Raw genomic sequence first — 21199 nt, forward strand, 5'->3', positions numbered from 1 at the left:
TGGCTTCCGGCCAGGGCGAGGAAGACGCATAATGGGATACTGGATATGCATTTTTGAATGACTGAATCATGGACTGGAATCTGGTGCAAGCCTTCCTGGCGGCGGCGGAAGCCGGCTCGCTCAGCGCGGCGGCCGACAAGACCCGGCAAAGCCAGCCCACGCTGAGCCGGCAAGTGGCGGCGCTGGAAGCCGCCATGGGCGTGAGCCTGTTCGAACGCAGCCCGCGCGGCCTGCGGCTGACGCAGGCGGGCGAAGCGCTGCTGGCGCCGGCCCGCGCCATGCGCGCGGCGGCGGCGGAGGTGGCCACCGCCGCGGAACAAGGCCGGCAATTGCTGCCGGGCACGGTGCGCGTCGCCGCCAGCGAGATGACCGCCGCCTACCTGCTGCCCGACATGCTGAGCGCGCTGCGGCGCGACTACCCGCAGATCGCCATCGACATCGTGGTCAACAACGGCCTCGACAACCTATTGGAGCGGGAGGCGGACATCGCCATCCGCCATGCCAGGCCGGCGCAGGGCGCGCTGATCGCCCGCCAGCTGGGAGAGCTGAAAATCCAGGCCTGGGCGCACGACAGCTACCTGGCGCGGCACCCGCCGCTCAAACGGCTGCAGGACTACGACTGGATAGGCATGGACCGTTCCGATTTCCTGCTGCGGCGGATGCGGGAAGCCGGTTTCGACGTGGATCGCGACTTCTTCGCGCTGCGCTGCGACAACCAGGTGGTAGGCTGGCAGCTGGCGCTGGCCGGCGCCGGCGTCGCTTTCGCGCCGGCGGCCACCGCCAGCCGCTTCCCCGGCATGCGGCCGGTGCTGCCCGAGCTGGCGCAAGGCATGATGCCGGTGTGGCTGGCCTGCCACCGCGAACTGCGGCAAAACGCGCGCATACGCTGCGTGTTCGATCATCTGGCCGCCAGCTGGCAAAACCTGCTGGCTAGCCAGCCGCCAGCCGCGCTTCGCCACTGAGCGCGTTCCGGCGCGCCGCCAGGCACAGTCCCAGCAGCAGGCAAGCGATCCCCGCGCCGACCAGGCACACCCCCAGCCAGCCGGCATAGGCGTAGGCCAGGCTGGCCGCGCCGGAACCCAGCGCGCCGCCGAGGAAATAGCTGACCAGGTAAACCGTGGTGATGCGGCTGCGCGCCTCCGGCGCCAGCGCGTAGATCACGCTCTGGTTGGAGATGTGCAGCGCCTGCACGCATACATCCAGCAACAGCACCCCGGCCAGCAGCGCCGCCAGCCATTGGCCGCCCAGCCACAACAGGCCGAAGGCCAACAGAATGCCCAGGCAGCAGCAACGCGTGACCAGCCCGCCGCGGCCGCGGTCGGCCAGGCGGCCGGCGCCGCTGGCCGCCAGCGTGCCCGCCGCCCCCACCAGGCCGAAGGCGCCGATCTGCGCCTCGCTGTAAGCGTACGACGGCTGGCTGAGCAGAAAGGTCAGGCCGGTCCAGAACAGGCTGAAGCAGGCGAAGGCCAGCGCGCCGTACAGCGCGCGCAGCCGCAGCGCCGGATGGGCGCGCGCCAGCGTCAGCAGCGAGGCCAGCAGTTCGCGGTAGCGCAGCGGCGGCTTGCCGCCGTCGCGGGGCAGCGCCCGCGCCAGAATCACGGTGAACAGCAGCACCACCGCGGCGGCCAGCCAGTACACCAGCCGCCAGCCGCCCAGCTGGGCCACCAGGCCGGCGAAGGTGCGCGCCAGCAGAATGCCCAGCAGCAGACCGCTCATCACCGTGCCCACCACCCGGCCGCGCTCGCGCTCCGCCGCCAGCGAGGCGGCGAACGGCACCAATAGCTGCGCGGCGCAAGTGCACAGGCCCAGCGCCACGCAGGCCGCCGCGAACCAGGCGAGGCCCGGGCTCAGCGCCACCGCCAGCAAGGCCAGCGCGCTGCTGCCCAGCAGCGTCACGATCAGCCGGCGCCGGTCCCACACATCGCCCAGCGGCACCAGCAGCAGCAAGCCGCAGGCATAGCCCAGCTGGGTGAGAGTGACGACGAAGCCCAGGCTGGCGGCCGGCTGGCCGAAGCCATGGGCGATGACCGCCAGCAGCGGCTGCGAATAATAGATGTTGCCGATGACGGCGCCGCAGGAAACCGCGAACAGCAGCGTCATGGCGCGGCTCAAGCCGGTGGAAGGGGTATCCATGTCCATCCTTGGGAAAAACGGAAAAACAAAAACGGCCGCGTCGGAAACGCGGCCGCCGGTGCCCGAATCAATAGGGCTTGTTGGGCAGGAATTTGCCGTCCAGCGTGATCACCGCGCGCTCGCCGCCTTCGGGATCGGCCACTTTCTGGATGTCCAGCCGGAAGTTGATGGCGCTGATGATACCATCGCCCAGTTTCTCATGGACCAGCGCCTTCAGCGTGGTGCCGTAGATCTGGATCATTTCGTAAAAGCGGTAGATGGTGGGGTCGGTGGGAATGCCGCCCGGGATGCTGCCGCGCAGCGGAATGGCCTGCAGATTGGCGGAATCCGCCGCGTCCAGGCCCAGCTTGTCGCACACCCGGTCGGCGGCGGCCTTGGGCAGCGCGTGCTGCCCCAACAGGGCGGCGGTGACATAGGCCAAGCTGAGGCCGGTGCCGGCGGCCAGCTGCTCCCAGCTCAGATCCTGCAAAGCCTTGGCGGCGATGATGCGGGCGGTCAGTTCGACGCGGGCGTCCTGGGTGGTATGCGATTGCTGCATGGTATTTCCTTTCTTGAGTGAAACGCGCCCGGCGGGCGCGGAGTGCGATGGCGCTCAGGCGGCGCGGGTATGTGGAAAGTCGCCCAGCGGGACAAAGCGCTTGGCGGCGCCGTCCAGCGTTTCGATGTTGCCGGTGCCGATGTCGTAGACCCAGCCGTGCAGGCGCAGCCGGCCTTGCTCCAGCGCCACGGCCACCGCCGGGTGGGTTTTGAGGTTGGCCAATTGGGCGATGACGTTTTCCCTGACCATGTCGCTCAGCCTGGCTTCGGCCGAGGCGTGAGTTCGAGCGGCGTTGACCGCCTTGGCCGCGTCGGCGTGGCGCAGCCAGCCGGCCACCGCCGGCATGTGGTCGAGACAGGCGCAGCGGGAAATCGCGGTCATCGCGCCGCAGTCGGAATGGCCGCAGATGACGATGTCGCTGACGCCCAGCGCGGCCACCGCGTACTCCACCGTGGCGGTGACGCCGCCCGGCTCGGGGCCGTAGCCGGGCACGATGTTGCCGGCGTTGCGGATCACGAACAGGTCGCCCGGCTCCTGCTGCGTCAGCAATTCCGGCACCACCCGGCTGTCGGAGCAGGTGACGAACAGCACGCTGGGGCTCTGGCTGGAAGCCAGCTGGCGGAACAGCTCGGAACGTTTGGGGAAAGCTTCCTGCTGAAACTTGAGGAAGCCGTCGATGATGGCTTGCATGGGGGGTTCTCCTTGGCGGGTGAAACGATGGCGCAAGGATGAACCGATCAGACTATAGCGTCCAAGACTGATATAGAATCATATCAATAAGAAAAACCTATAGTTCATTCATGATACTCAGACACATCCGCTATCTGGTCGCCGTGGCCGAACACGGCAACTTCACCCGCGCCGCCGAGGCGCTGCACGTGTCGCAGCCGACGCTGTCGCAACAGATCCGCCAATTGGAAGATCAGGTGGGCGCGCCGCTGCTGGACCGCAGCGGCCGCGCGGTGCGGCCGACCGATGCCGGCGCGGCCTACCTGGAATACGCGCGGCGGGCGCTGCGCGAGCTGGCGGCCGCCCAGCGCGCCACCCAAGAGGTGGCGGACCTGTCGCGCGGCGCGCTCCGGCTGGCGATGACGCCCACGTTTACCTGCTATCTGCTGGGACCGCTGGTGGAACGCTATGCGGCGCGGCACCCCGGCGTGAAGCTGGAAATCCGCGAGATGACGCAGGATGCGATGGAGGCGGCGCTGGCAGCCGACGAGCTGGATCTGGGCATCGCCTTCGATACCGCAGGCGCGCCGGAAATCCAGCGCCAGCCGCTATTCGCGGAAAAGCTGTGCGTGGTGGCCGGCCCGCGCCACCGCTGGCGCGAGCTAGCGACGCCGTTGGACGCGCGCGCACTGGAACAAGCGCCGCTGGCGCTGCTGAGCGCGGACTTCGCCACCCGAGGCCATATCGACGCGCACTTCCGCCAGCTGGGCATCGCGCCGCGCGTAGCCATGGAGGCCAATACCATAGGCGCCATCCTGGAAACGGTGCGCCGCGGCGCCATGGCCACCATCCTGCCGGAGGCCATCGCCCGGCAAGACCCGGCCTTGCATGCGCTGGAAATGCGGCCGGCGCTGCCAGCGCGCACCGCCGCCCTGCTCTGCCGGCGGGACGGCTACCGCAGCGCCGCCGCCCGCGCCTGCCTGCCGCTGCTGGAAGAGCTGGCGGGACAACTGGCCTAAACGAAGCCGTAAAAAAACCGCATGGCGCTCACATGCGGTTTTCTCTCGAAGGCCGGCCTCACTCGGCCAGCGCCTCCTCCAGCGCGGCCGTGTCCTCATAGAAGTGATACAAAACGATTTTGCCGTCCCTCACCTTGCCGATCAGCGCCCAATCGCTGGCGAAGGGTTTGCCGGTGGCCACGCTGTAATGCCGCAGCCGGCCGTGCATCGCCGCGTGCTCGCCGTCGCCGAAAGCCGACTCCACTTCAAATTCGCCAGGCTTCAATTCGGCGGCGAAAGATTGAAACACCTGGGCCGCGCCGGCCTGCCCCCGGTAAGTGCCGTACAGGGACACCTTGGCGCTGGCCTGCGGCCGGCTGGGAATGAAAACCGCGTCATCCGCCACCAAGGCCAACGCTTCCGCCATCCGGCCGCTGAATACGTGGTCGAGGAAAGTCTGCACGATCTGAATGCTGCTCATACTGGCTCCTGAAAGTTGGAAAAACCGGACAAGGTCAATTTGCCTATGGCGTCGCCCCGCTCCAGCCGGGCATGGGCGTCGCCGAGCGCGCGGGCGGAAAGCTGGCCCAGGTGCTCGCGCCGGGTACTGCGTATCCGCCCGGCCTCCGCCAAAGCGGTCAACCGGGCCAGGATGTCCCCCTGCCGCGCCATGTCGGCAGTCTGGAACATGGAGCGGGTGAACATGTAGTTCCAGCTGAAGCTGGCGCTCTTGCGCATCAGCGCGTTGAGTTCGACCGGCCGGGAAAACGGCACGACATTGGCGATATGGCCGAACGGCGCGATCAGTTCGGCCAAGGCGGCGAAGTGCTCATCCGGGCGATTGAGCAGCAAAACGGATTGCACGGCCGGGATGCCGATGGCCTCCAGTTGCGGCCGCAAAGGCAGACTATGGTCGATCACCTCATGCGCGCCCATCTGGCGGCACCAGGCCGTGGACTCCGCGCGCGAGGCGGTGGCCACCACCCGCAAGCCGGGCACCAGCCGCGCCAGCTGGATGGCGATGGAGCCGACGCCGCCGGCGCCGCCCACCACCAGCAAGGTTCGCCCATCGGCCGGCGCGTCCGGCGCATAACCCAGGTGCTCGAACAGCGCCTCCCAGGCAGTCAGCCCGGTCAAAGGCAGGGCGGCGGCCTCCACCGCGCTCCAGTTGGCGGGACGGCGCGCCGCCAGGCGCGCGTCCACCAGCTGGTAGGCGCTATTGCAGCCGGGCCGGTTCACATCGCCGGCATAGTATATCGAGTCGCCGGGCTGGAACCACGCCGCCGCCTCAGCCCCGCAGGCCGCCACCACACCGGCGGCGTCCCAGCCGAGCACCGCCGCCTGGCGCCATCATCCGCCTTGCGCCGGCGCACGCGGCAATCGGCCGGATTCACCGCCACGGCGTCCACCCGGACCAACACATCCCAGCCAGCAGGCGTGGGCACCGGCAGGATCAAATCGCGCAGTTCGGCCGGCGGCGCGGCCAGGATGCCGACCGCGGGCATCTGCGGGGGAAGTCTGTCCATATCGGCCGCTCGCGTGAAATGAAGATGCCGTCAGTGTAGCGCCTTGATTTATTCGGCATAAGTCGAATAAATTGGCCACATCTGTGCATTTATGATCGGACTGCCATGCAATGGGACGATGTGCGTTATTTTCTGGCGCTGGCGCGCGAAGGCAGCCTGTCGGCCGGGGCGCGGGCCTTGGGGGTGGAGCACAGCACGATATCGCGTCGGGTGGGCCAGCTGGAAGCCGCGCTGGGGCTGCGGCTGTTTGATCGCCTGCCGCGCGGCTGGCAGTTGACCCAGAAGGGAGAAAGCCTGCTGCCGCAGGCCTTGGCGCTGGAAACCGGCATCGCCGGGATGCTGCGCTCGGCCTCGGCGAAGAACGCGCTGGCCGGCCAAGTGCGGCTGACCGCGCCGCCGCAGTTGCTCAACCATGTGCTGCTGCCGCTGTTGACGACGTTCCGCCAGCGTTACCCGGATATCGATCTGACTTTGCTAGGCGAGCGGCGCCGCGCCCGGCTGGAACAAGGCGAAGCCGACCTGGCGCTGCGGCTGGACGTGCCCGACACGCCGGAGCTGATCGCCCGGCCGCTGGCCCTGGTGGGCTACGCGCTGTATGGCACCGCGCGCTGGCGGCAAACCGAGGCAAGCGAATGGCTGTTCATCGGCTTCGACGACAGCCAGGCCGGCTTGTCCCTGAAGCGATGGCTGGGAGAACACGCCGGCGCGCGCCGGGTGGCGCTGCGCGGCAACGATCTGGATACCCATTTCCAGGCGGCGAGACAGGGCCTGGGCGTAGCGCTGCTGCCGCGCTTCCTGGCGCGCGCCGCGCCGGAGCTCGCCGAACTGGACAGCCCGCCGCCGCCGGACAAGCAGCTTTACCTGCTGATGCATCCGGACGTGCGCCGCGCGCCGCGGGTGCGCGCGCTGGCGGACTTCATCGCCGCGGCGCTGCCGGGCGCGCTGGCTTGAGCCGAATCAGCCCCAGCTGCCCCAGAACAGCCACAGCACGATGGGGCCGCCCAGGATCAGCCACTTCAGCAGATAGTAGGTGAAACGGCTCTGCGCCTTGATCCTCTTGCCGAACAGGCGCACCTGCTGAATGTAGCGGAAGGCGCGGTTGAGCGCGCCGACGCGGTCGCCGGCTTCGTTCGGCGCATTGGCCGCGCCCACCAGCACGCGGCTGACGATGCGGTTGATCACTCGCGCCGGCCAGAACCACATCGGCCGCTCCACGTCGCAGAACAGAATGATGCGGTTCTGGTCGGTGGTGTTTTCCGCGTAGTGCAGATAGGTCTCGTCGAAAATCACCGCCTCGCCGTCGCGCCAGCTGTATTGCTGGCCGTCCACGTCGATGTAGCAGCGGTCGTCGTTGGGCGTGATCAGCCCCAGGTGGTAGCGCACCGAACCGGCGAACGGATCGCGGTGGCGCACCAGGCGGCTGCCCGGCGGCAGCGCGGTGAACATCGCCGCCTTGATATTGGGAAACTGCTTCAAAAGCTCGGTGGTGTACGGGCACAGCGCCTGCGCGGACGGGTGGTCCTGGCCGTACCATTTCAGGTAGAAGCGCTTCCAGCCGGTCTTGAAGAAGGAATTGAAGCCCAGATCGTCGTACTTGTCCGAGGCCTTGATGTTGCCGCGGTCGTACAACGCCACCGCCTCTTCGCGGATCTTCTCCCAGTTGGCGGTCAGCGCCTGCAGCTCGGGGAAGCGCTCCACCGGCAGATACGGTTTGGGCGGCACCTTGGAAAACAGATACATGAAGCAGTTGATCGGGGCCATGATGGTGGAGTGGTCGCTCAACTGGCGCCAAAAACCAAGCCGTACGCGGCCGCGGAAATGAACGTAGACGGTGGAGAGGATGAAGATCGCCACCACCAGAATCTTGATATAAGGCATCGGGACTCCTGCGGAACTAAAAACGGCATGACTGCCGCAGCCAATCATTTTAAACGATGCGGCGCGAGGCGTAGTAGCCGACACTGAAATTAATAACAAAGGCCAGTACCGGCGCCGCGCGGCAAACGCCCGGCATAGGATCCGCGCCGCCGCAGCGCGGCCAGCCCCTCTCGCCGCCCCTGCGTCATGCCGCACACCGACAAACAACTTATATGACATGGCAGTATCGCCGGCGCTGCCATATAATGGCGCACAGGCGCTGCGAGCGGTTCGCGCCGCCAACAACAGACTGAACAGCGCATTCACCCGATCCACCCCGACAGACACGCGAAACCCTCGAACGGCAGCATGCTGCACGGACAGCACCGGCGGAACCCTAATGCCTTTTCAAACCTTGCGCCATTTCAAAAATTGGATTGTCGGCATCTTCAATCCGCCCTACCAGCTCTCGCTGTGCGAAATCCTGCCGGGCCGGCAAGGCGGCGGCACCGTCTACGTTTTCAAGCAATACGGCACCCACGACATCGTCAAGCTGAGCCATAAGGACATCATCGGCAATGTCCAGATTCTGGCCGCCATTAATCCCAAGGATTTGATCGGCATCGCGCTGTACGAAAACAACCTGAAGGAAGCCGCCGGCGAATGCCAGGTGCTGGAGACCATCCGCGGCAATCAATACCGGATCGCCAGCCACGGCCGCGAAGAGGTGTATTCCGGAGAAAGCATCTGCGGCAACCTGGACCTGTTCCAACGCCTGCCGCCGCACGAAATTTGCAAGATCGCCTACGAAACCGGCTTCAGCAAGGGCCGCAAGGTGTCCGGCCAACTGCGCGCGCTGGCCGAGCAGGGCCGCGCCGAAGCCGGCGCGGCCGCGGCCAATGTGGTGCCGCTGCGCTCACGCCAATGAAGTGGCCACCCGATAGCCGTCCGCGGAGAAGCTGAACAAGCGGTAGCCCTGGCGGTCGTCGATATCGATGTCGCTGGCCCCCGCCTGCCACTGGAAACAAGTGGCCGGGCCAACCTCCAGCATGCGGCCGCGGTAATCGATACTGTGAGCGCCATGCACATGGCCGCAGATCACCAGCTTCAGCCGCTCGGCCCGCGCCGCCTGCCAGAACTGCGAACTCTGGCGCAGCATGCAGTCGTCCAGCAATGGCGTCCCGACCGCCAGCGGATGGTGGTGCAGCACTACGGCGGCGTGGCCATCGTCCACCGCGGCCAGCTGCTCGCGCAAACGCGCCAGTTCGTCGGCGCCGATCAGCCCTTCGTCCAGCCCCGCCACGCAGCTGTCCACGCCGATGAAGGTCCAGCCGGCCAGCTTCACCTCATCCAGCGGCCGCAACAGCGGATAGCCGGCGAACACCTCGGCCATCGTCGAGCGGCAGTCGTGATTGCCGGCGATCCAATACACCGGCCGTCCGAGCCCGGCCAGCGCCTCGGCCGCCAGCCGGTACGACGCCGCGGACTCATCCTGCGACACATCGCCGGTGAGAAACACCGCGTCGACCGCGTCCGGCCCCAGCGCCCGCACCGCGGCCAATACCTTTTGCAGCGCCGCGTAGGTATCGCGGCCCAGCAACCGGCCGTCGCGCGCGGCGAACAAATGCAGATCGGTCAGTTGCAGGATATTCATGCCTTGGCGCTCTCAAAACGGTTGCGTTCAATGGCGCCGTCGCTATCGCGGAACACCGTCAGCGGATTGTAGGAAACTTCCCAATCGAAATAATCGGTGCGCTCTATCTTCTTGATCACCGACACCAGATAGTAGCCCAGCGGCAGCAGCAACACCGACATCACCACCTTGTACGACCAGGTGGTGGCGATGATGTTGACCAGCTCATGGCCGCTGTACTTGGAAGACAGGCTGATAGGATAGGCGGTGAGCAGCAGCACAGCCTGCGCCAGCATCGAGGCGATCAGGTAACGGGCGAAGAAGAAGCGGCCGGCAAAAAATATCTTCATCCGCGAAACGATGAAGCCATTGCAGAAATAGGAAGCCGGCACCGAAATCCAGGTGCCCACCATCACGCGCCAGAATTCGTGGAATAACTGGTAATACTGCTTGGAGATGGCGTTGTTGTCCGGCTGGATCAGCGCGAAAGCGTTGAGAATCAACACGAACAGGGTCTGGCAAATCACGATGATCCAAACCGTGCGGCCGCCCAGCTTGTAGCCGTACACCTCGGTGGAAATGGTGGACAACAAATAGCACAGCGAAAACACGATGCCGCTGGCGGTGATTTTCAGGCTGAAGACATCTACGGTTTTGTACACCAGCGAATCACAGATAATCATGATGGTGACAGTCAAACCAACTATCAATCCATACAAGCGAAACTCGTTCAACGCACGCCTCCAGACAAGGTTTTGATGGCTTTCAACACCACGGCCAGCACCTGATAGTTTTTATAAAGCGACGGCGCCACATCGTTCTGTGGCGATATCGACGAAAACAGCAAAAAATCCTCTTCGACATACACCCGGCGCAGACAGGGAGAGTTGGCGCCTATCGTCACCAGCACGATATCGCCATCCTGCGGCCGGCTCTCCCGCACCATCACGAAAACCGTGCCCTGCGCGTAATGCGGGTACAGCGTGTCGTTATTGACCAATACCGCGAATAGCGGCCGCTCGGCATAGCCGACAACCTCCGCGCAATAATCTCCTTGGTCGGCGATACCGGTTTCGATGAAATCGCCGACATGGCCGATGCCGACCAAGGGCATGGAAAAAACCGCCTGCCGCGGCAGCGCCGACTGCTTGGCGCCGGATGCCGCCAATTCGCCGATGCTGACCTGGAAATAGCGCGCCAACTCGACCAGCGTGGACAAGGTGGGATTGCCGACGCCTCGCCGCAAATTGTTGATGGTGGCAATGCCCAGGCCGGTCTCATCGCTCAGCCGCACAGCATCCACGCCATGCCTTTGCATCAGGCTGGCCAAATTGCCGGAGATCACCGCCAACGGGTCATCATTCGCCGGCAGCGCCTTTTCCACTCCCTTCACCATTCGCTCATCCCAAAGCGTTGACAGAAACCGCCACCCCTCCCGCGAACCCTTGCCGCGACGCGATGGCGCGGCCGATCAGGCCGCCAAATATAAAGCGGCGAAACTCTCATTGCAAATACAAATCCGCCAGCATAAAGTACTAAGAGAGATAAAAAATTCTTAATTAATTCAAACAAGAAAGAAACTAATAAAAACTATTTCGGCACGGCGCGCCTGTTTACTGCCTAAGAAAAAATGATAATATAATATCAAGCGGGACAATAAAATGTTTGTCGCGCGATTTCCATAATTGCAGTCGAAATTTTTTATCCCAAACGTTGTCGCCACTCCGAGGTTGCTTCGCCATGCACAACCCAAACCTGACTGAATGCATTCATGAAGATGAATTCGCGGTAGACGTCATCAATGGAGAAAAGGTCCTGATCACCCTGCCCACCATGCTGGGTCAGCAAGGCAGCGAATGGGAGGGCTCGCCCATCTTCGGCAGGAGCTACCTGATGTCGCTGATCCGGCGCGGCATAGAAAACGACGTGCTGCACCCGGCGGATATCCAGCGCGCGCTGAGTCGCGAAGCCAGCCTGCGCGCCTGCTCGATGGAATGACCGGGAAACCCCGGCATGAAAAAGCCCCGGCGCGATCGCTCTGCGCCGGGGCTTGTCTTCAACTGGGCCGTTGATTAGAACAGCTGGTCCTTGACGTTTTCCACCGCGTCCTGGGCCGCCGGCTTGTCGTCGGCGGCCGGCGCGCTGGCGTCGTCGCCGCTGCCCGGCACCGTGCCCTGGTTGTCGATGTGCAGCTCCGGATTGGTCTTCTGGAACTCTTGGTAGTAGTACTCGTCGCCGCCGCGCTGACCGGCGCCCGGCTTCACCACGATGCCCTGCGGCACCGGCAGCTCGACTTCAGGCTGGCCCTTCAGCGCGTTGCCCATGTAGTTGATCCAGATCGGCAAGGCCGCGGAGCCGCCATAGCCGTAACGGCCCAGCGAGCGCGGCTGGTCGAAGCCTACCCAGGTGGCGGCCACCAGGTTGGGGTTGAAGCCGACGAACCAGGCGTCTTTCCAGTCCGAGGTGGTGCCGGTCTTGCCGGCCAGGTCGGTGCGGCCCAGGCTCATCGCGCGGTAGCCGGTGCCGTAACGCACCACGTCCCCCATCATCGAACGCATGATGAAGGCGTTGCGCGGATCAATCGCCTGCTGGGCGTTCTGGCCGGCCACCGTGGGCACGGTCTTGGCCAGCACGCGGCCGGACTGGTCTTCAATGCGGTCGATGAAGTAAGCCTTGGTGCGATAGCCGCCGTTGGCGAACACCGAATAGCCCTCCACCATCTGCAGCGGCGTCACCGAGCCCGCGCCCAGCGCCATCGGCAAGTAGGCCGGATGCTGCTTGGCGGAGAAGCCGAAGCGCTGGATGTATTGCTGCGCGTAATCGGTGCCCACGGCCATCAGCACCCGCACCGACACCAGGTTTTTCGACTGGGTCAGGCCGCGGCGCAGGGTGATCAGGCCGGAGAACTTGCCGTCATCGTTCTTGGGCTCCCAGTTCTGGCCGTTGATGCCGGGCACCGACAGCGGCGCGTCGTTGATCATGGTGGAAGGCGTGATGCCGCGCTCGATGCCGGACGAATAGATGAACGGCTTGAACGACGAGCCGGGCTGGCGCCAAGCCTGGGTCACGTGATTGAAGCTGCGGCGGTTGAAATCAAAGCCGCCCACCAGCGATTTGATCGCGCCGGTATGGGTATCCAGCGACACGAAAGCGCCTTCCACTTCCGGCATCTGCACCACTTCCCAATAGCCCTTGGCATTGGCCGACACGCGGATCACCGAGCCGCGGCGGATCTGCAGCTGCTGCGACGCCTTGCCGCTCAGCGCGCGGCGGGCGAATTCAAGGCCAGCGCCCTTGATGGAGATGGTCTTGCCGCCGCGCATATAGGCCTGGATTTCCGACGGGCTGGCCGACAGCACGATGGCCGGCAGCATGTCGCCGCTGTCGCGCAAATCACCCATCGCCTCGTCCAGCGCCTCGGTCAGGTCCTCGCCACCGCCGCTGGGCAGGTCGATGGTGCTTTCCGGGCCGCGATAGCCCATCTTGCGGTCGTAATCAACCAGGCCGGCGCGCAAGGCGTCATAGGCCCATTTCTGGTGGCGGCTGTCCAGCGTGGTGTAAACCTTGAAGCCCTCGGTGTAAGCCGCTTCCTTGTAACGCTCGTACATCGCCTGGCGTACCATTTCCGCAACATACTGGCCCGGCTGGCTGGTATCGGCAGCCTGGCTGGCCAGTTTCAGCGGCTCGTTCAGCGCCTCGTCGTACTGCGCCTGGGTGATGAAGTTGAGCTCGCGCATGCGGCGCAGCACGTATTGCTGGCGCAGCTTGGCGCGCTCGGGGTTGACGATGGGGTTGTAGGCCGACGGCGCCTTCGGCAGGCCCGCCAGCATCGCCATCTGGGCGACGCTGAGCTCGTTGATCGGCTTGCCGTAATAGGCCTGCGCCGCCGCCGCGAAGCCGTAGGCGCGCTGCCCCAGGTAGATCTGGTTGAAGTACAGCTCGAGGATCTGGTCCTTGCTCAGCGTGTGCTCGATCTTGAACGCCAGCAGCGCCTCGTTGAACTTGCGGGTGAAGGTTTTCTCGCTGGACAGGAAGAAGTTCTTCGCCACCTGCATGGTGATGGTGCTGGCGCCGGAGCGGGCGTGGCCGGACACCAGATTGCCGACCGCCGCGCGCATGATTCCCAGGTAGTCGATGCCGCTGTGCTGGTAGAAACGCTCGTCCTCGGCGGCCAGCACGGCCTGCTTCATCAGCTGCGGGACTTCGTGGATGCGGGAAAAGGATCGCCGCTCCTCGCCGAACTCGCCCAGCAGCTGATTATCGGCCGAATACACCCGGAGCGGGATTTTCGGACGGTAATCGGTGATTACATCAAGGCTTTGCAGGCGCGGATAAGTTATGATGATGGCAATTGCGGCGGCTCCCGCCAGCAGCACCACACCACCTAGAAACACGCCTGCCATTATTGCAAGAAATCGTCTGAGCATATTTACGATGGGCTTTCACTGGAAACAGGATTATAACGTCTTGTGAAAGCCAACAAGACAAACAATGGCGGCGACAGTGCGAAAATCTGTTGCACAAGACCGGATTGAGGCGCAGATGCTAGTCGATAAATTGAGGCTCGGGCATCCATTGCTCGAACAACTGGGACTGGGGCAATCCCGCAACGCTTCCCTGCTTGGCCTGGACATCAGCAGCACGGCGGTCAAGCTGGTGGAGCTGTCGCGCAACGGCAAGAATTACCAGGTGGAGCGCTACGTGATCGAGCCGCTGCCCAAGGAGGCGGTCAACGACGGCAACCTGGTGGAAATTGACGGCATCGCCGAGGCGCTGCGCCGCGCCTGGAAACGTCTGGGCAGCCCGATCCGCAGCGTCGCCATCGCCATTCCCACTCCGATGGCCATTTACAAGAAGCTGCTGGTGCCGGTCAGCCAGACCGAAGAGCTGGACCAGATGATAGAGTCCGAAGCCAACCAGATCATCCCCTTCCCCCTCGACGAAGTGAACCTGGACCACCAGGTGCTGGGCCCCTCCCCGTCCAGCATCGACGACCTCGAGGTCCTGCTGTGCGCGGCGCGTAAGGAAAAGGTCGAGGAGCGCGTGGCGGTGGTGGAAATGGCCGGCCTGCGCGCCCTGGTGGTGGACGTGGAGTCATTCGCGATGATGACGGCGTTCGAGCAGATCCAGCACCAGCTGCCCGACCAGGGCATGAATCAGACTTTCGCCATGTTCGACATCGGCGCCACCCGCATCCACTGCAACATCATCCGCAACGGCCAGCAGATCTACTACCGCGAGCAGATGTTCGGCGGCCACCAGCTGACGCGCGACATCCAGCGCCGCTACAACATCAGCTTCGAGGAGGCGGAAAGCGGCAAGCGCAGCATGGCGATGCCCGACGGCTACGAATCGGAGCTGATGCACCCGTTCATCGATTCGCTGGCACAGGAAATCCAGCGCGCGCTGCAGTTTTTCTACACCACCGTCAGCGTGTCGCAATACCTGCGCGTCGACTACATCCTGCTGGCCGGCGGCTGCAGCATGCTGCCCGGCCTGGACGACGCGGTGGCCGGCCGCACCCAGATCAGCACCATGATCGCCAACCCCTTCACCACCATGGTGCAATCGAGCGCCATCCGCCTGAAAGAGCTGCTGATGGATGCGCCGGCGCTGCTGATCGCCTGCGGGCTGGCCCTCAGGAGGTTCGACTGAATGATACGGATCAACCTCCTCCCCCACCGCGAGCAGCGCAAGGCCGCGCACCGGCTGCGCTTCCAGCTGCTGCTGGCCGGCACCGCCGTATCGGCGCTGCTGCTGGTGGGCATCGCCTACCTGGTGCTTGAGCACCAGCTGTCGCGCCAGGAGCAGCGCAACCGCTACCTGCAGGCGGAAATCGGCCGGCTGGACGGCCAGATCAAGGACATCGGCAAGCTGAAGAAGCAGCGCGACGACCTGCTGGCGCGAAAACAGCTGGTGGAGCGGCTGCAGGAGGGCCGCAACGAGGCGGTGCACCTGTTCGACCAGCTGGTGCGCCAGACGCCCGACGGCGTCTACCTGCGCAGCTTCCGCCAGAACGGCAACCAGATCGTGCTGACCGGCTTCGCGCAGTCCGGCGCGCGGGTGTCCAGCTACATGCGCATGCTCGGGCAATCGGAAACCTTCGAGGCGCCGGTGCTGGTCGAGGTGTCGTCGTCCATCGTCAACAACCAGCGCGTCAGCGCCTTCACCCTCAACGCCAGCCTGCGCCAGGCGCCCGCGGGCGGTCCGCAAGGAGCCAAGCCATGACGCTGGACGAACTGCGCGGACTCGACCCCAAGGACATGGCCAACTGGCCGCTGCAGGCGCAGGCGCTGATGCTGGCGATCCTGACGCTGCTGGTGGCCGGGCTGGGCTATTTCTTCGTGCTGGGCGATCAGCTAGACCATTTGAACCAGGCCCGCCTGCAAGAGGCCCAGCTCAAGCAGACCTTCGTCGACAAGAAGCGCCAGGCGGTGAACCTGGACGCGCTGCAGCAGCAGTTGCGCGAGATCGACGCCTCCTTCGGCGCGCTGCTCAAGCAACTGCCCACCAAATCGGACATGGACACCCTGCTGACCGAGATCAACCAGGCCGGACTGGGACGCGGCCTGCAGTTCGAGCTGTTCAAGCCCGGCAGCGAATCGCGCTCCGCCGAAATGGCCGAGGTGCCGATCAGCATCCGCCTGTCCGGCAGCTACAACGACCTCGCCGCCTTCGTCAACGACGTCGCCCAGCTGTCGCGCATCGTCACCATCAGCGACATTTCCCTCAACCCGGGCGGCGGCAAGGACAACCGCCTGACGATGGACGCCACCGCGCGCACCTACCGCGCGCTGGAGCCCAGCGAGCGCAGCGGCCTGCCCGCCGCCCAGCCAAAGTGAGGGACGCGCCAAGATGAAGAAAACCTGCGTCTGCCTGCTGCCCCTGCTGCTGAGCGGATGCGGCGGCCCCGGCACCGAGGACCTGCAGCAGTGGATGGCCAGCAGCAGCCAGGGCCTGCGCGGCCAGATCGAGCCGCTGCCGCAGGTGCAGACCTACAAGCCGTTCAACTACCAGGCCTACGATCTGCTCGACCCGTTCAACGCGCAAAAACTACAGGCCGGCAAACAGCAAAACTCCGCCAACGCGCCCGACCTCAAGCGCCCGCGCGAGGCGCTGGAAAATTACGATCTGGACAAGCTGGCGATGGTCGGCACGCTGAAGCGCGGCGACTCGCTCTACGCGCTGGTGCGCACGCCGGAGGGCGCCATCTACCGAATCCAGCCCGGCAACTACGTCGGTCCCAATTTCGGCAAGGTGACCGCCATCCACGATTCGGAAATCGTGCTCTCCGAAACCGTCGAAGACCTGAATGGAGAATGGGTGCAGCGCGACAGCAGCCTGCACCTGGACGAACAAGGGCAAAACAAATGAAAAAGCTTGCGATCAGATGGATGGCGGGGCTGCTGCTGAGCCTGGCGGGCGGACTCGCCGCCGCCGGCCCGGCCATCACGGCGATAGAACCCGGCAAGGTGGACGGCAACCTGCAGCTCGTGCAGATCACCTTCGACGGCCCCGCGGTGCGGCCGGGCAGCTTCGCCATGTCCAACCCGCCGCGCATCGCGCTGGACTTCGCCGGCGCCAGCGTCAAGCTCGCCCGCCCCGCCATCAATATCGACAGCGCGCTGCTCAAGTCGGCGGTCGCGGTGGAGGCGCCCGGCCGCTCGCGGCTGGTATTGAGCCTGGCGCGCAACGCCTCCTTCCGCAGCGTGGTCAACGGCAACAAATTGCTGCTGACGCTGGACGGCTCGATGGCGCCGGCGCTGGATGCCACCCCGCAAGAGCAAACCTCGGCGGCAGCCCCCCAGGCCGCGGGCCAGGCGCAGATCGGCCAGGCCGGCCTGGACTTCCGCCGCGGCGCCAATGGCGAAGGCCGGGTGGAGCTGGCCCTGCCCAACGCCAACACCCCGGTGGATGTGCGCCGCGACGGCAAAAACCTGGCGGTCGACATCGCCGGCGCGGTCCTGCCGCGCCAGCAGGTGCGCCGGCTGGACGTGACCGACTTCGGCACCCCGGTGGCCAAGGTGGATGCCGCCAACCAGGGAAACAACATCCGCATCCAGATCATCCCCCAGGGCGACTGGGACTATTCCTCCTATCAGACCGACGGCAAGCTGGTGGTGGAAGTGCGCCGCCCGGCGCCGGAAACGCTGGCCAACAGCGACGGCGGCAAGCCGGTGTACAAGGGCGACAAGCTGTCGCTCAACTTCCAGAACATCGAAGTCCGCACCGTGCTGCAAGTCATCGCGGAATTCACCGGCCTCAACATCGTCACCAGCGACTCGGTCAGCGGCAACATCACCCTCAGGCTGAAGGACGTACCCTGGGATCAGGCGCTGGACCTGATCCTGCAGACCAAGGGCCTGGATCAGCGCCGCAACGGCAACATCATCCAGATCGCGCCGCGCGACGAGCTGCTGGCGCGCGACAAGCAGCTGCAGGAAGCCCGCCAGCAGCTGGCGACGCTGGAGCCGCTGCGTTCGGAAACCTTCGTGCTGCGCTACCGTTCGGCCGAAGACTTCAAGAAAGTGCTGGATGGCGACAACACCTCCGGCAAGAAAGAAAGCCTGCTGTCCGAACGCGGCAGCGTGCTGATCGATCCCAAGACCAACACCCTGATCGTCAACGACATCAACGCGGTGATCGACAAGATCCGCGACGTCATCGCCAAGACCGACATCCCGGTCAAGCAAGTGCTGATCGAGGCCCGCATCGTCGAAGCCACCGACAACTGGGAACGCGACCTCGGCATCCAGCTCACCTACGACCGGATGGACCCCAAGGGCATCATTTCGGGCAGCCCGCTGGGCACCGCGGTCAACAACGTCACCAACCTGAACACCGGCCAGCCCTACGTGATCCAGACCACGCCGGCCGGCGTCAACCTGCCCATCGCCAATCCCTCCGGCACGCTGACCGCGCTGTACAACGTCGGCCACTCGGTGATCCTGGGGCTGGAGCTGCAGGCAATGCAGGCCGAGGACAAGGGCCGCATCATCTCCAGCCCGCGGGTGATGACCGCCGACCGCCAGGAAGCGACCATCGAGCAGGGCACCGAGATTCCCTATCAGGAAGCCAGCTCCAGCGGCGCGACCTCGGTATCGTTCAAGAAAGCGGTGCTCAGCCTCAACGTCAAGCCGCAGATCACCCCGGACAATCACGTGATGCTGGACATCAAGGTCAACAAGGACTCGGCCAACTTCCAGCAAACCGTCAACGGCACGCCGTCGCTGACCACCGAGAAAATCGAAACCCAAGTGCTGGTGGACAACGGCGGCACGGTGGTGCTGGGCGGCATCTATCAGCAGCAACTGGACAATGTCGTCAACAAAGTGCCTTTCCTCGGCGACATACCGCTTCTGGGCGCGCTGTTCCGCAGCTCGCAGAAGATAGACAAGCGCAGCGAATTGCTGATTTTCATCACGCCCAAGGTGGTCAACGACCTGATCGTCGCGGGACGCTGACGGGCAGAGACAGAGCCGCGATCCATCGGCTACAATGGCTGCCATGGAGAGATTGGCAGGCAACTTTTTTCTGGTCGGCCTGATGGGCGCGGGCAAGACCACGGTAGGCAGGGCGCTGGCGCGCCGCACCGGCAAGACGTTCTACGATTCCGACCAGGAAATCGAGGCGCGCACCGGCGTGCGGGTCGCTACCATCTTCGACATCGAAGGCGAGCTGCGGTTTCGCAACCGCGAAACCTGCGTGATCCGCGACCTGGCCCAGCAGAGCGACATTGTGCTGGCCACCGGCGGCGGCGCGGTCCTGCGCCAGGAAAACCGCCAGGTGCTGATGCAATACGGCACCGTGATCTACCTGCGCGCGCCGATCGACGACCTGCTGGCCCGCACCCAGCACGACAAGAACCGTCCGCTGCTGCAAATCGCCGACCCCCGCGCCAAACTGGAAAGCCTGTTCAACGAGCGCGACCCTCTCTACCGGGAAATCGCCGACGTCATCGTCGACACCACCCAGCAAAACGTCAACCTGCTGGTCAGCCGCCTGATCGACCAGTTGCAGCCCCCCATCACCAAGGAAGCCGATTCGTGATCACCCTCGACCTGATCCTCCCCGACACCCGCTACCCGATACATATTGGCCACGGACTCCTGGAACAGGTCGAACTATTGCTTCCCCACCTGCCCATCCCCAAGGTGGCCATCGTCAGCAACGAAACCGTCGCGCCGCTGTACTTGGCGCGGCTGCGGCAAGCGCTTGAAAGCCGCGGCGTGGCCTGCGCCAGCATCGTCCTGCCCGACGGCGAAACGCACAAGGACTGGCAGACGCTCAACCTGATCTTCGACGCCCTGCTGTCCGGCAACGCCGAACGCAAGACCACGCTGATCGCGCTGGGCGGCGGCGTGATCGGCGACATGACGGGCTTCGCCGCCGCCTGCTACCAGCGCGGCGCGCCCTTCATCCAGATTCCCACCACGCTGCTGGCGCAGGTGGACTCGTCGGTCGGCGGCAAAACCGCGATCAACCATCCGCAGGGCAAGAACATGATAGGCGCGTTCTACCAGCCCAAGGCGGTGATCGCCGACATGGACCTGCTCGCCACCCTGCCCGACCGCGAACTGTCCGCCGGCCTGGCGGAAGTGATCAAATACGGCCTGCTGGGCGACGCCGACTTCCTTGCCTGGCTGGAAGACAATATGGCCAGGCTGAGGGCGCGCGACAGCGCCGCGCTGCAATACGCGGTGCGCCGCAGCTGCGAGATGAAGGCCGCCATCGTCACCGAAGACGAAAAAGAAAACGGCGCGCGCGCGCTGCTCAATCTGGGACACACCTTCGGCCACGCGATAGAAGCCGGGCTGGGATTCGGCGCCTGGCTGCACGGCGAAGCCGTCGCCGCCGGCATGGTGCTGGCCGCCGCCGCCTCCGCCGAGCTGGGCTGGCTTGCCGCCGCCGACCTCGATCGGGTGCGCCGGCTGATCGCCGCCGCCGGCCTGCCGGTGACATCTCCCGCCATGCCCGTCCACCGCTGGCTGCAGCTGATGAGCCACGACAAGAAAGTGGAAGCCGGCACCATACGCTTCGTGCTGCTGCGCGCATTGGGCCAGGCCGTGATCCAACCTGGCCTGGCGGACAGCCTGCTGGAGAAGATTCTGCGCGAAAACAGCTGAGTCCACGGCTGAGCGGCCCAGGTAGGGATTTATACGGATTGCCAAGCCGCCTTCCTCGTCAGAATAATCAACAGACTACATAAGATGTTGTACCACCGAGGGGGAGAAACAGAATGGATGTATTTACGGCCTTGGCCAGCAGCTTGGCCCTGATGCTTGTCTATTATTCGCTTCGCCAGTTCTGGCGTCGCCTGCGCTACACCAAGCCGGTCCACCGCGGCATCGATCCGGTTGGCGAGGCCGAAGTCTATCTCGCCTACGGCCGCACCAAAGAGGCGGTCCGGGTGCTGAAAGACTCCCTCAAAGACGATCCGGACAATCTCCACGCCAAAGTGGCATTGCTGCGCGCCTATTCCAGCGCCCGCAACAGCGAAGCCTATGTGTTGCTGGCGCGCGATGTGCAGGCGCAGGTGCAAGACCAGCCGGTCTGGCACACCATCCAGGAGAACGGCCGCCAGCTCGCGCCACAGGATCCGTTGTTCGACGCCAAGTTGTAAACCGGCCAGTCATGTAACTGATGCGCGCCCCAGTCGGCGCGCAACTCGAGCTTATACAAGCAAAACCGGCTACCAACGCGGCACGGCACGTTGCCCAACTCAGCACCATCCTGGCGCACAATGCCCCGCGTAAGCCCACTCGCAGACGGAGGGGCGCTTCATGCCATTCGCAGCACCATCCACACCCCTCGCAAACGCAAAAAAACCACTCAAGGAGTGGTT

General features: G+C 64.7%; 23 protein-coding genes. 13 read left to right on the forward strand and 10 right to left on the reverse strand.

Translation table 11 applies throughout. The features are described from left to right. Positions 1 to 68 precede the first annotated feature (68 nt). The gene (locus MY55_RS05920) at positions 69 to 962 is read left to right on the forward strand and encodes a LysR family transcriptional regulator (protein ID WP_043576989.1); all 894 of its coding nucleotides are present in this window, start codon (positions 69 to 71) and stop codon (positions 960 to 962) included. Here the strand turns inward: MY55_RS05920 and MY55_RS05925 are convergent. The 3 genes from MY55_RS05925 to MY55_RS05935 all read right to left on the reverse strand — a co-directional run bounded on the left by MY55_RS05925 (position 931) and on the right by MY55_RS05935 (position 3361). Next, the gene (locus MY55_RS05925) at positions 931 to 2133 is read right to left on the reverse strand and encodes an MFS transporter (protein ID WP_065202186.1); all 1203 of its coding nucleotides are present in this window, start codon (positions 2131 to 2133) and stop codon (positions 931 to 933) included. The genes MY55_RS05920 and MY55_RS05925 overlap by 32 nt on opposite strands. Positions 2134 to 2200: 67 nt before the next feature. Next, entirely contained in the window at positions 2201 to 2671 is a 471-nt protein-coding gene (cynS, locus tag MY55_RS05930) for a cyanase (protein ID WP_043576986.1), read from the reverse strand. Positions 2672 to 2725: 54 nt separating this feature from the next. Beyond that, positions 2726 to 3361, reverse strand: a complete 636-nt coding sequence (locus MY55_RS05935) for a carbonic anhydrase (protein ID WP_043576983.1) — start codon at positions 3359 to 3361, stop codon at positions 2726 to 2728. A gap of 110 nt (positions 3362 to 3471) precedes the next feature. On the opposite strand from MY55_RS05935, the gene cynR reads away from it, so the two are divergent. Next, the gene (cynR, locus tag MY55_RS05940) at positions 3472 to 4359 is read left to right on the forward strand and encodes a transcriptional regulator CynR (RefSeq protein WP_043576981.1); all 888 of its coding nucleotides are present in this window, start codon (positions 3472 to 3474) and stop codon (positions 4357 to 4359) included. Between the two features lie 58 nt (positions 4360 to 4417). Here the strand turns inward: cynR and MY55_RS05945 are convergent, their stop codons facing one another. Then, entirely contained in the window at positions 4418 to 4819 is a 402-nt protein-coding gene (locus MY55_RS05945; RefSeq protein WP_052258126.1) for a nuclear transport factor 2 family protein, read from the reverse strand. Further along, positions 4816 to 5673 (reverse strand): zinc-binding alcohol dehydrogenase family protein, encoded by an 858-nt coding sequence (locus MY55_RS05950; RefSeq protein WP_208856025.1) that lies wholly within the window; start codon positions 5671 to 5673, stop codon positions 4816 to 4818. The genes MY55_RS05945 and MY55_RS05950 overlap by 4 nt, the downstream gene beginning before the upstream one ends. 296 nt (positions 5674 to 5969) lie before the next feature. Between MY55_RS05950 and MY55_RS05955 the strand changes: the two genes are divergently transcribed. After that, on the forward strand, positions 5970 to 6815 hold the full coding sequence (locus MY55_RS05955; protein ID WP_065202102.1) for a LysR family transcriptional regulator: 846 nt from the start codon (positions 5970 to 5972) through the stop codon (positions 6813 to 6815). Positions 6816 to 6821: 6 nt separating this feature from the next. Here the strand turns inward: MY55_RS05955 and lpxO are convergent, their stop codons facing one another. Next, positions 6822 to 7742 (reverse strand): lipid A hydroxylase LpxO, encoded by a 921-nt coding sequence (gene lpxO / locus MY55_RS05960; protein WP_197466000.1) that lies wholly within the window; start codon positions 7740 to 7742, stop codon positions 6822 to 6824. Positions 7743 to 8121: 379 nt separating this feature from the next. Here lpxO and MY55_RS05965 point away from each other — a divergent pair, with 379 nt between their 5' ends. Then, positions 8122 to 8649 carry a hypothetical protein gene (locus MY55_RS05965; RefSeq protein ID WP_043576976.1) on the forward strand — a complete coding sequence of 176 codons (528 nt, stop codon included), beginning with the start codon at positions 8122 to 8124 and terminating at the stop codon, positions 8647 to 8649. Here the strand turns inward: MY55_RS05965 and MY55_RS05970 are convergent. Genes MY55_RS05970 through MY55_RS05980 form a run of 3 tightly spaced genes read right to left on the reverse strand, consistent with a single transcriptional unit; the run spans position 8638 to position 10750 of the window. Then, entirely contained in the window at positions 8638 to 9375 is a 738-nt protein-coding gene (locus MY55_RS05970) for a metallophosphoesterase (RefSeq protein WP_047258261.1), read from the reverse strand. The genes MY55_RS05965 and MY55_RS05970 overlap by 12 nt on opposite strands. Then, the gene (locus MY55_RS05975; protein ID WP_059184293.1) at positions 9372 to 10037 is read right to left on the reverse strand and encodes a VUT family protein; all 666 of its coding nucleotides are present in this window, start codon (positions 10035 to 10037) and stop codon (positions 9372 to 9374) included. The genes MY55_RS05970 and MY55_RS05975 overlap by 4 nt, the downstream gene beginning before the upstream one ends. 47 nt (positions 10038 to 10084) lie before the next feature. Beyond that, a complete protein-coding gene (locus MY55_RS05980) occupies positions 10085 to 10750 on the reverse strand; it encodes a helix-turn-helix domain-containing protein (protein WP_052258124.1) in 666 nt (221 codons plus the stop codon). A 344-nt stretch (positions 10751 to 11094) separates the two neighbouring features. On the opposite strand from MY55_RS05980, the gene MY55_RS05985 reads away from it, so the two are divergent. Beyond that, a complete protein-coding gene (locus MY55_RS05985; RefSeq protein WP_047237130.1) occupies positions 11095 to 11352 on the forward strand; it encodes a hypothetical protein in 258 nt (85 codons plus the stop codon). 74 nt (positions 11353 to 11426) lie between these two features. Here the strand turns inward: MY55_RS05985 and MY55_RS05990 are convergent, their stop codons facing one another. Continuing rightward, positions 11427 to 13781 carry a penicillin-binding protein 1A gene (locus MY55_RS05990; protein ID WP_065202103.1) on the reverse strand — a complete coding sequence of 785 codons (2355 nt, stop codon included), beginning with the start codon at positions 13779 to 13781 and terminating at the stop codon, positions 11427 to 11429. A gap of 115 nt (positions 13782 to 13896) precedes the next feature. Between MY55_RS05990 and MY55_RS05995 the strand changes: the two genes are divergently transcribed. The 8 genes from MY55_RS05995 to MY55_RS06030 all read left to right on the forward strand — a co-directional run bounded on the left by MY55_RS05995 (position 13897) and on the right by MY55_RS06030 (position 20977). Continuing rightward, on the forward strand, positions 13897 to 15009 hold the full coding sequence (locus MY55_RS05995) for a pilus assembly protein PilM (RefSeq protein ID WP_047237132.1): 1113 nt from the start codon (positions 13897 to 13899) through the stop codon (positions 15007 to 15009). Next, entirely contained in the window at positions 15010 to 15582 is a 573-nt protein-coding gene (locus MY55_RS06000; protein WP_043576967.1) for a PilN domain-containing protein, read from the forward strand. After that, the gene (locus MY55_RS06005; protein ID WP_043576965.1) at positions 15579 to 16196 is read left to right on the forward strand and encodes a type IV pilus inner membrane component PilO; all 618 of its coding nucleotides are present in this window, start codon (positions 15579 to 15581) and stop codon (positions 16194 to 16196) included. The genes MY55_RS06000 and MY55_RS06005 overlap by 4 nt, the downstream gene beginning before the upstream one ends. 13 nt (positions 16197 to 16209) lie before the next feature. Beyond that, entirely contained in the window at positions 16210 to 16728 is a 519-nt protein-coding gene (locus tag MY55_RS06010; protein ID WP_043576963.1) for a pilus assembly protein PilP, read from the forward strand. Continuing rightward, entirely contained in the window at positions 16725 to 18818 is a 2094-nt protein-coding gene (locus tag MY55_RS06015; protein WP_047237133.1) for a type IV pilus secretin PilQ, read from the forward strand. The genes MY55_RS06010 and MY55_RS06015 overlap by 4 nt, the downstream gene beginning before the upstream one ends. Positions 18819 to 18852: 34 nt before the next feature. Continuing rightward, entirely contained in the window at positions 18853 to 19404 is a 552-nt protein-coding gene (gene aroK, locus MY55_RS06020; protein WP_062961531.1) for a shikimate kinase AroK, read from the forward strand. Next, complete coding sequence (gene aroB, locus MY55_RS06025; protein WP_065202104.1) at positions 19401 to 20480, forward strand: 3-dehydroquinate synthase; 1080 nt, start codon at positions 19401 to 19403, stop codon at positions 20478 to 20480. The genes aroK and aroB overlap by 4 nt, the downstream gene beginning before the upstream one ends. 113 nt (positions 20481 to 20593) lie before the next feature. Further along, positions 20594 to 20977 carry a type IV pilus assembly protein FimV gene (locus MY55_RS06030; protein ID WP_230623394.1) on the forward strand — a complete coding sequence of 128 codons (384 nt, stop codon included), beginning with the start codon at positions 20594 to 20596 and terminating at the stop codon, positions 20975 to 20977. The last annotated feature ends 222 nt before the right edge of the window (positions 20978 to 21199 follow it).

Origin of the sequence: Chromobacterium subtsugae (assembly GCF_001676875.1) — a bacterium.
In the GTDB taxonomy this organism is placed as follows: domain Bacteria; phylum Pseudomonadota; class Gammaproteobacteria; order Burkholderiales; family Chromobacteriaceae; genus Chromobacterium; species Chromobacterium subtsugae.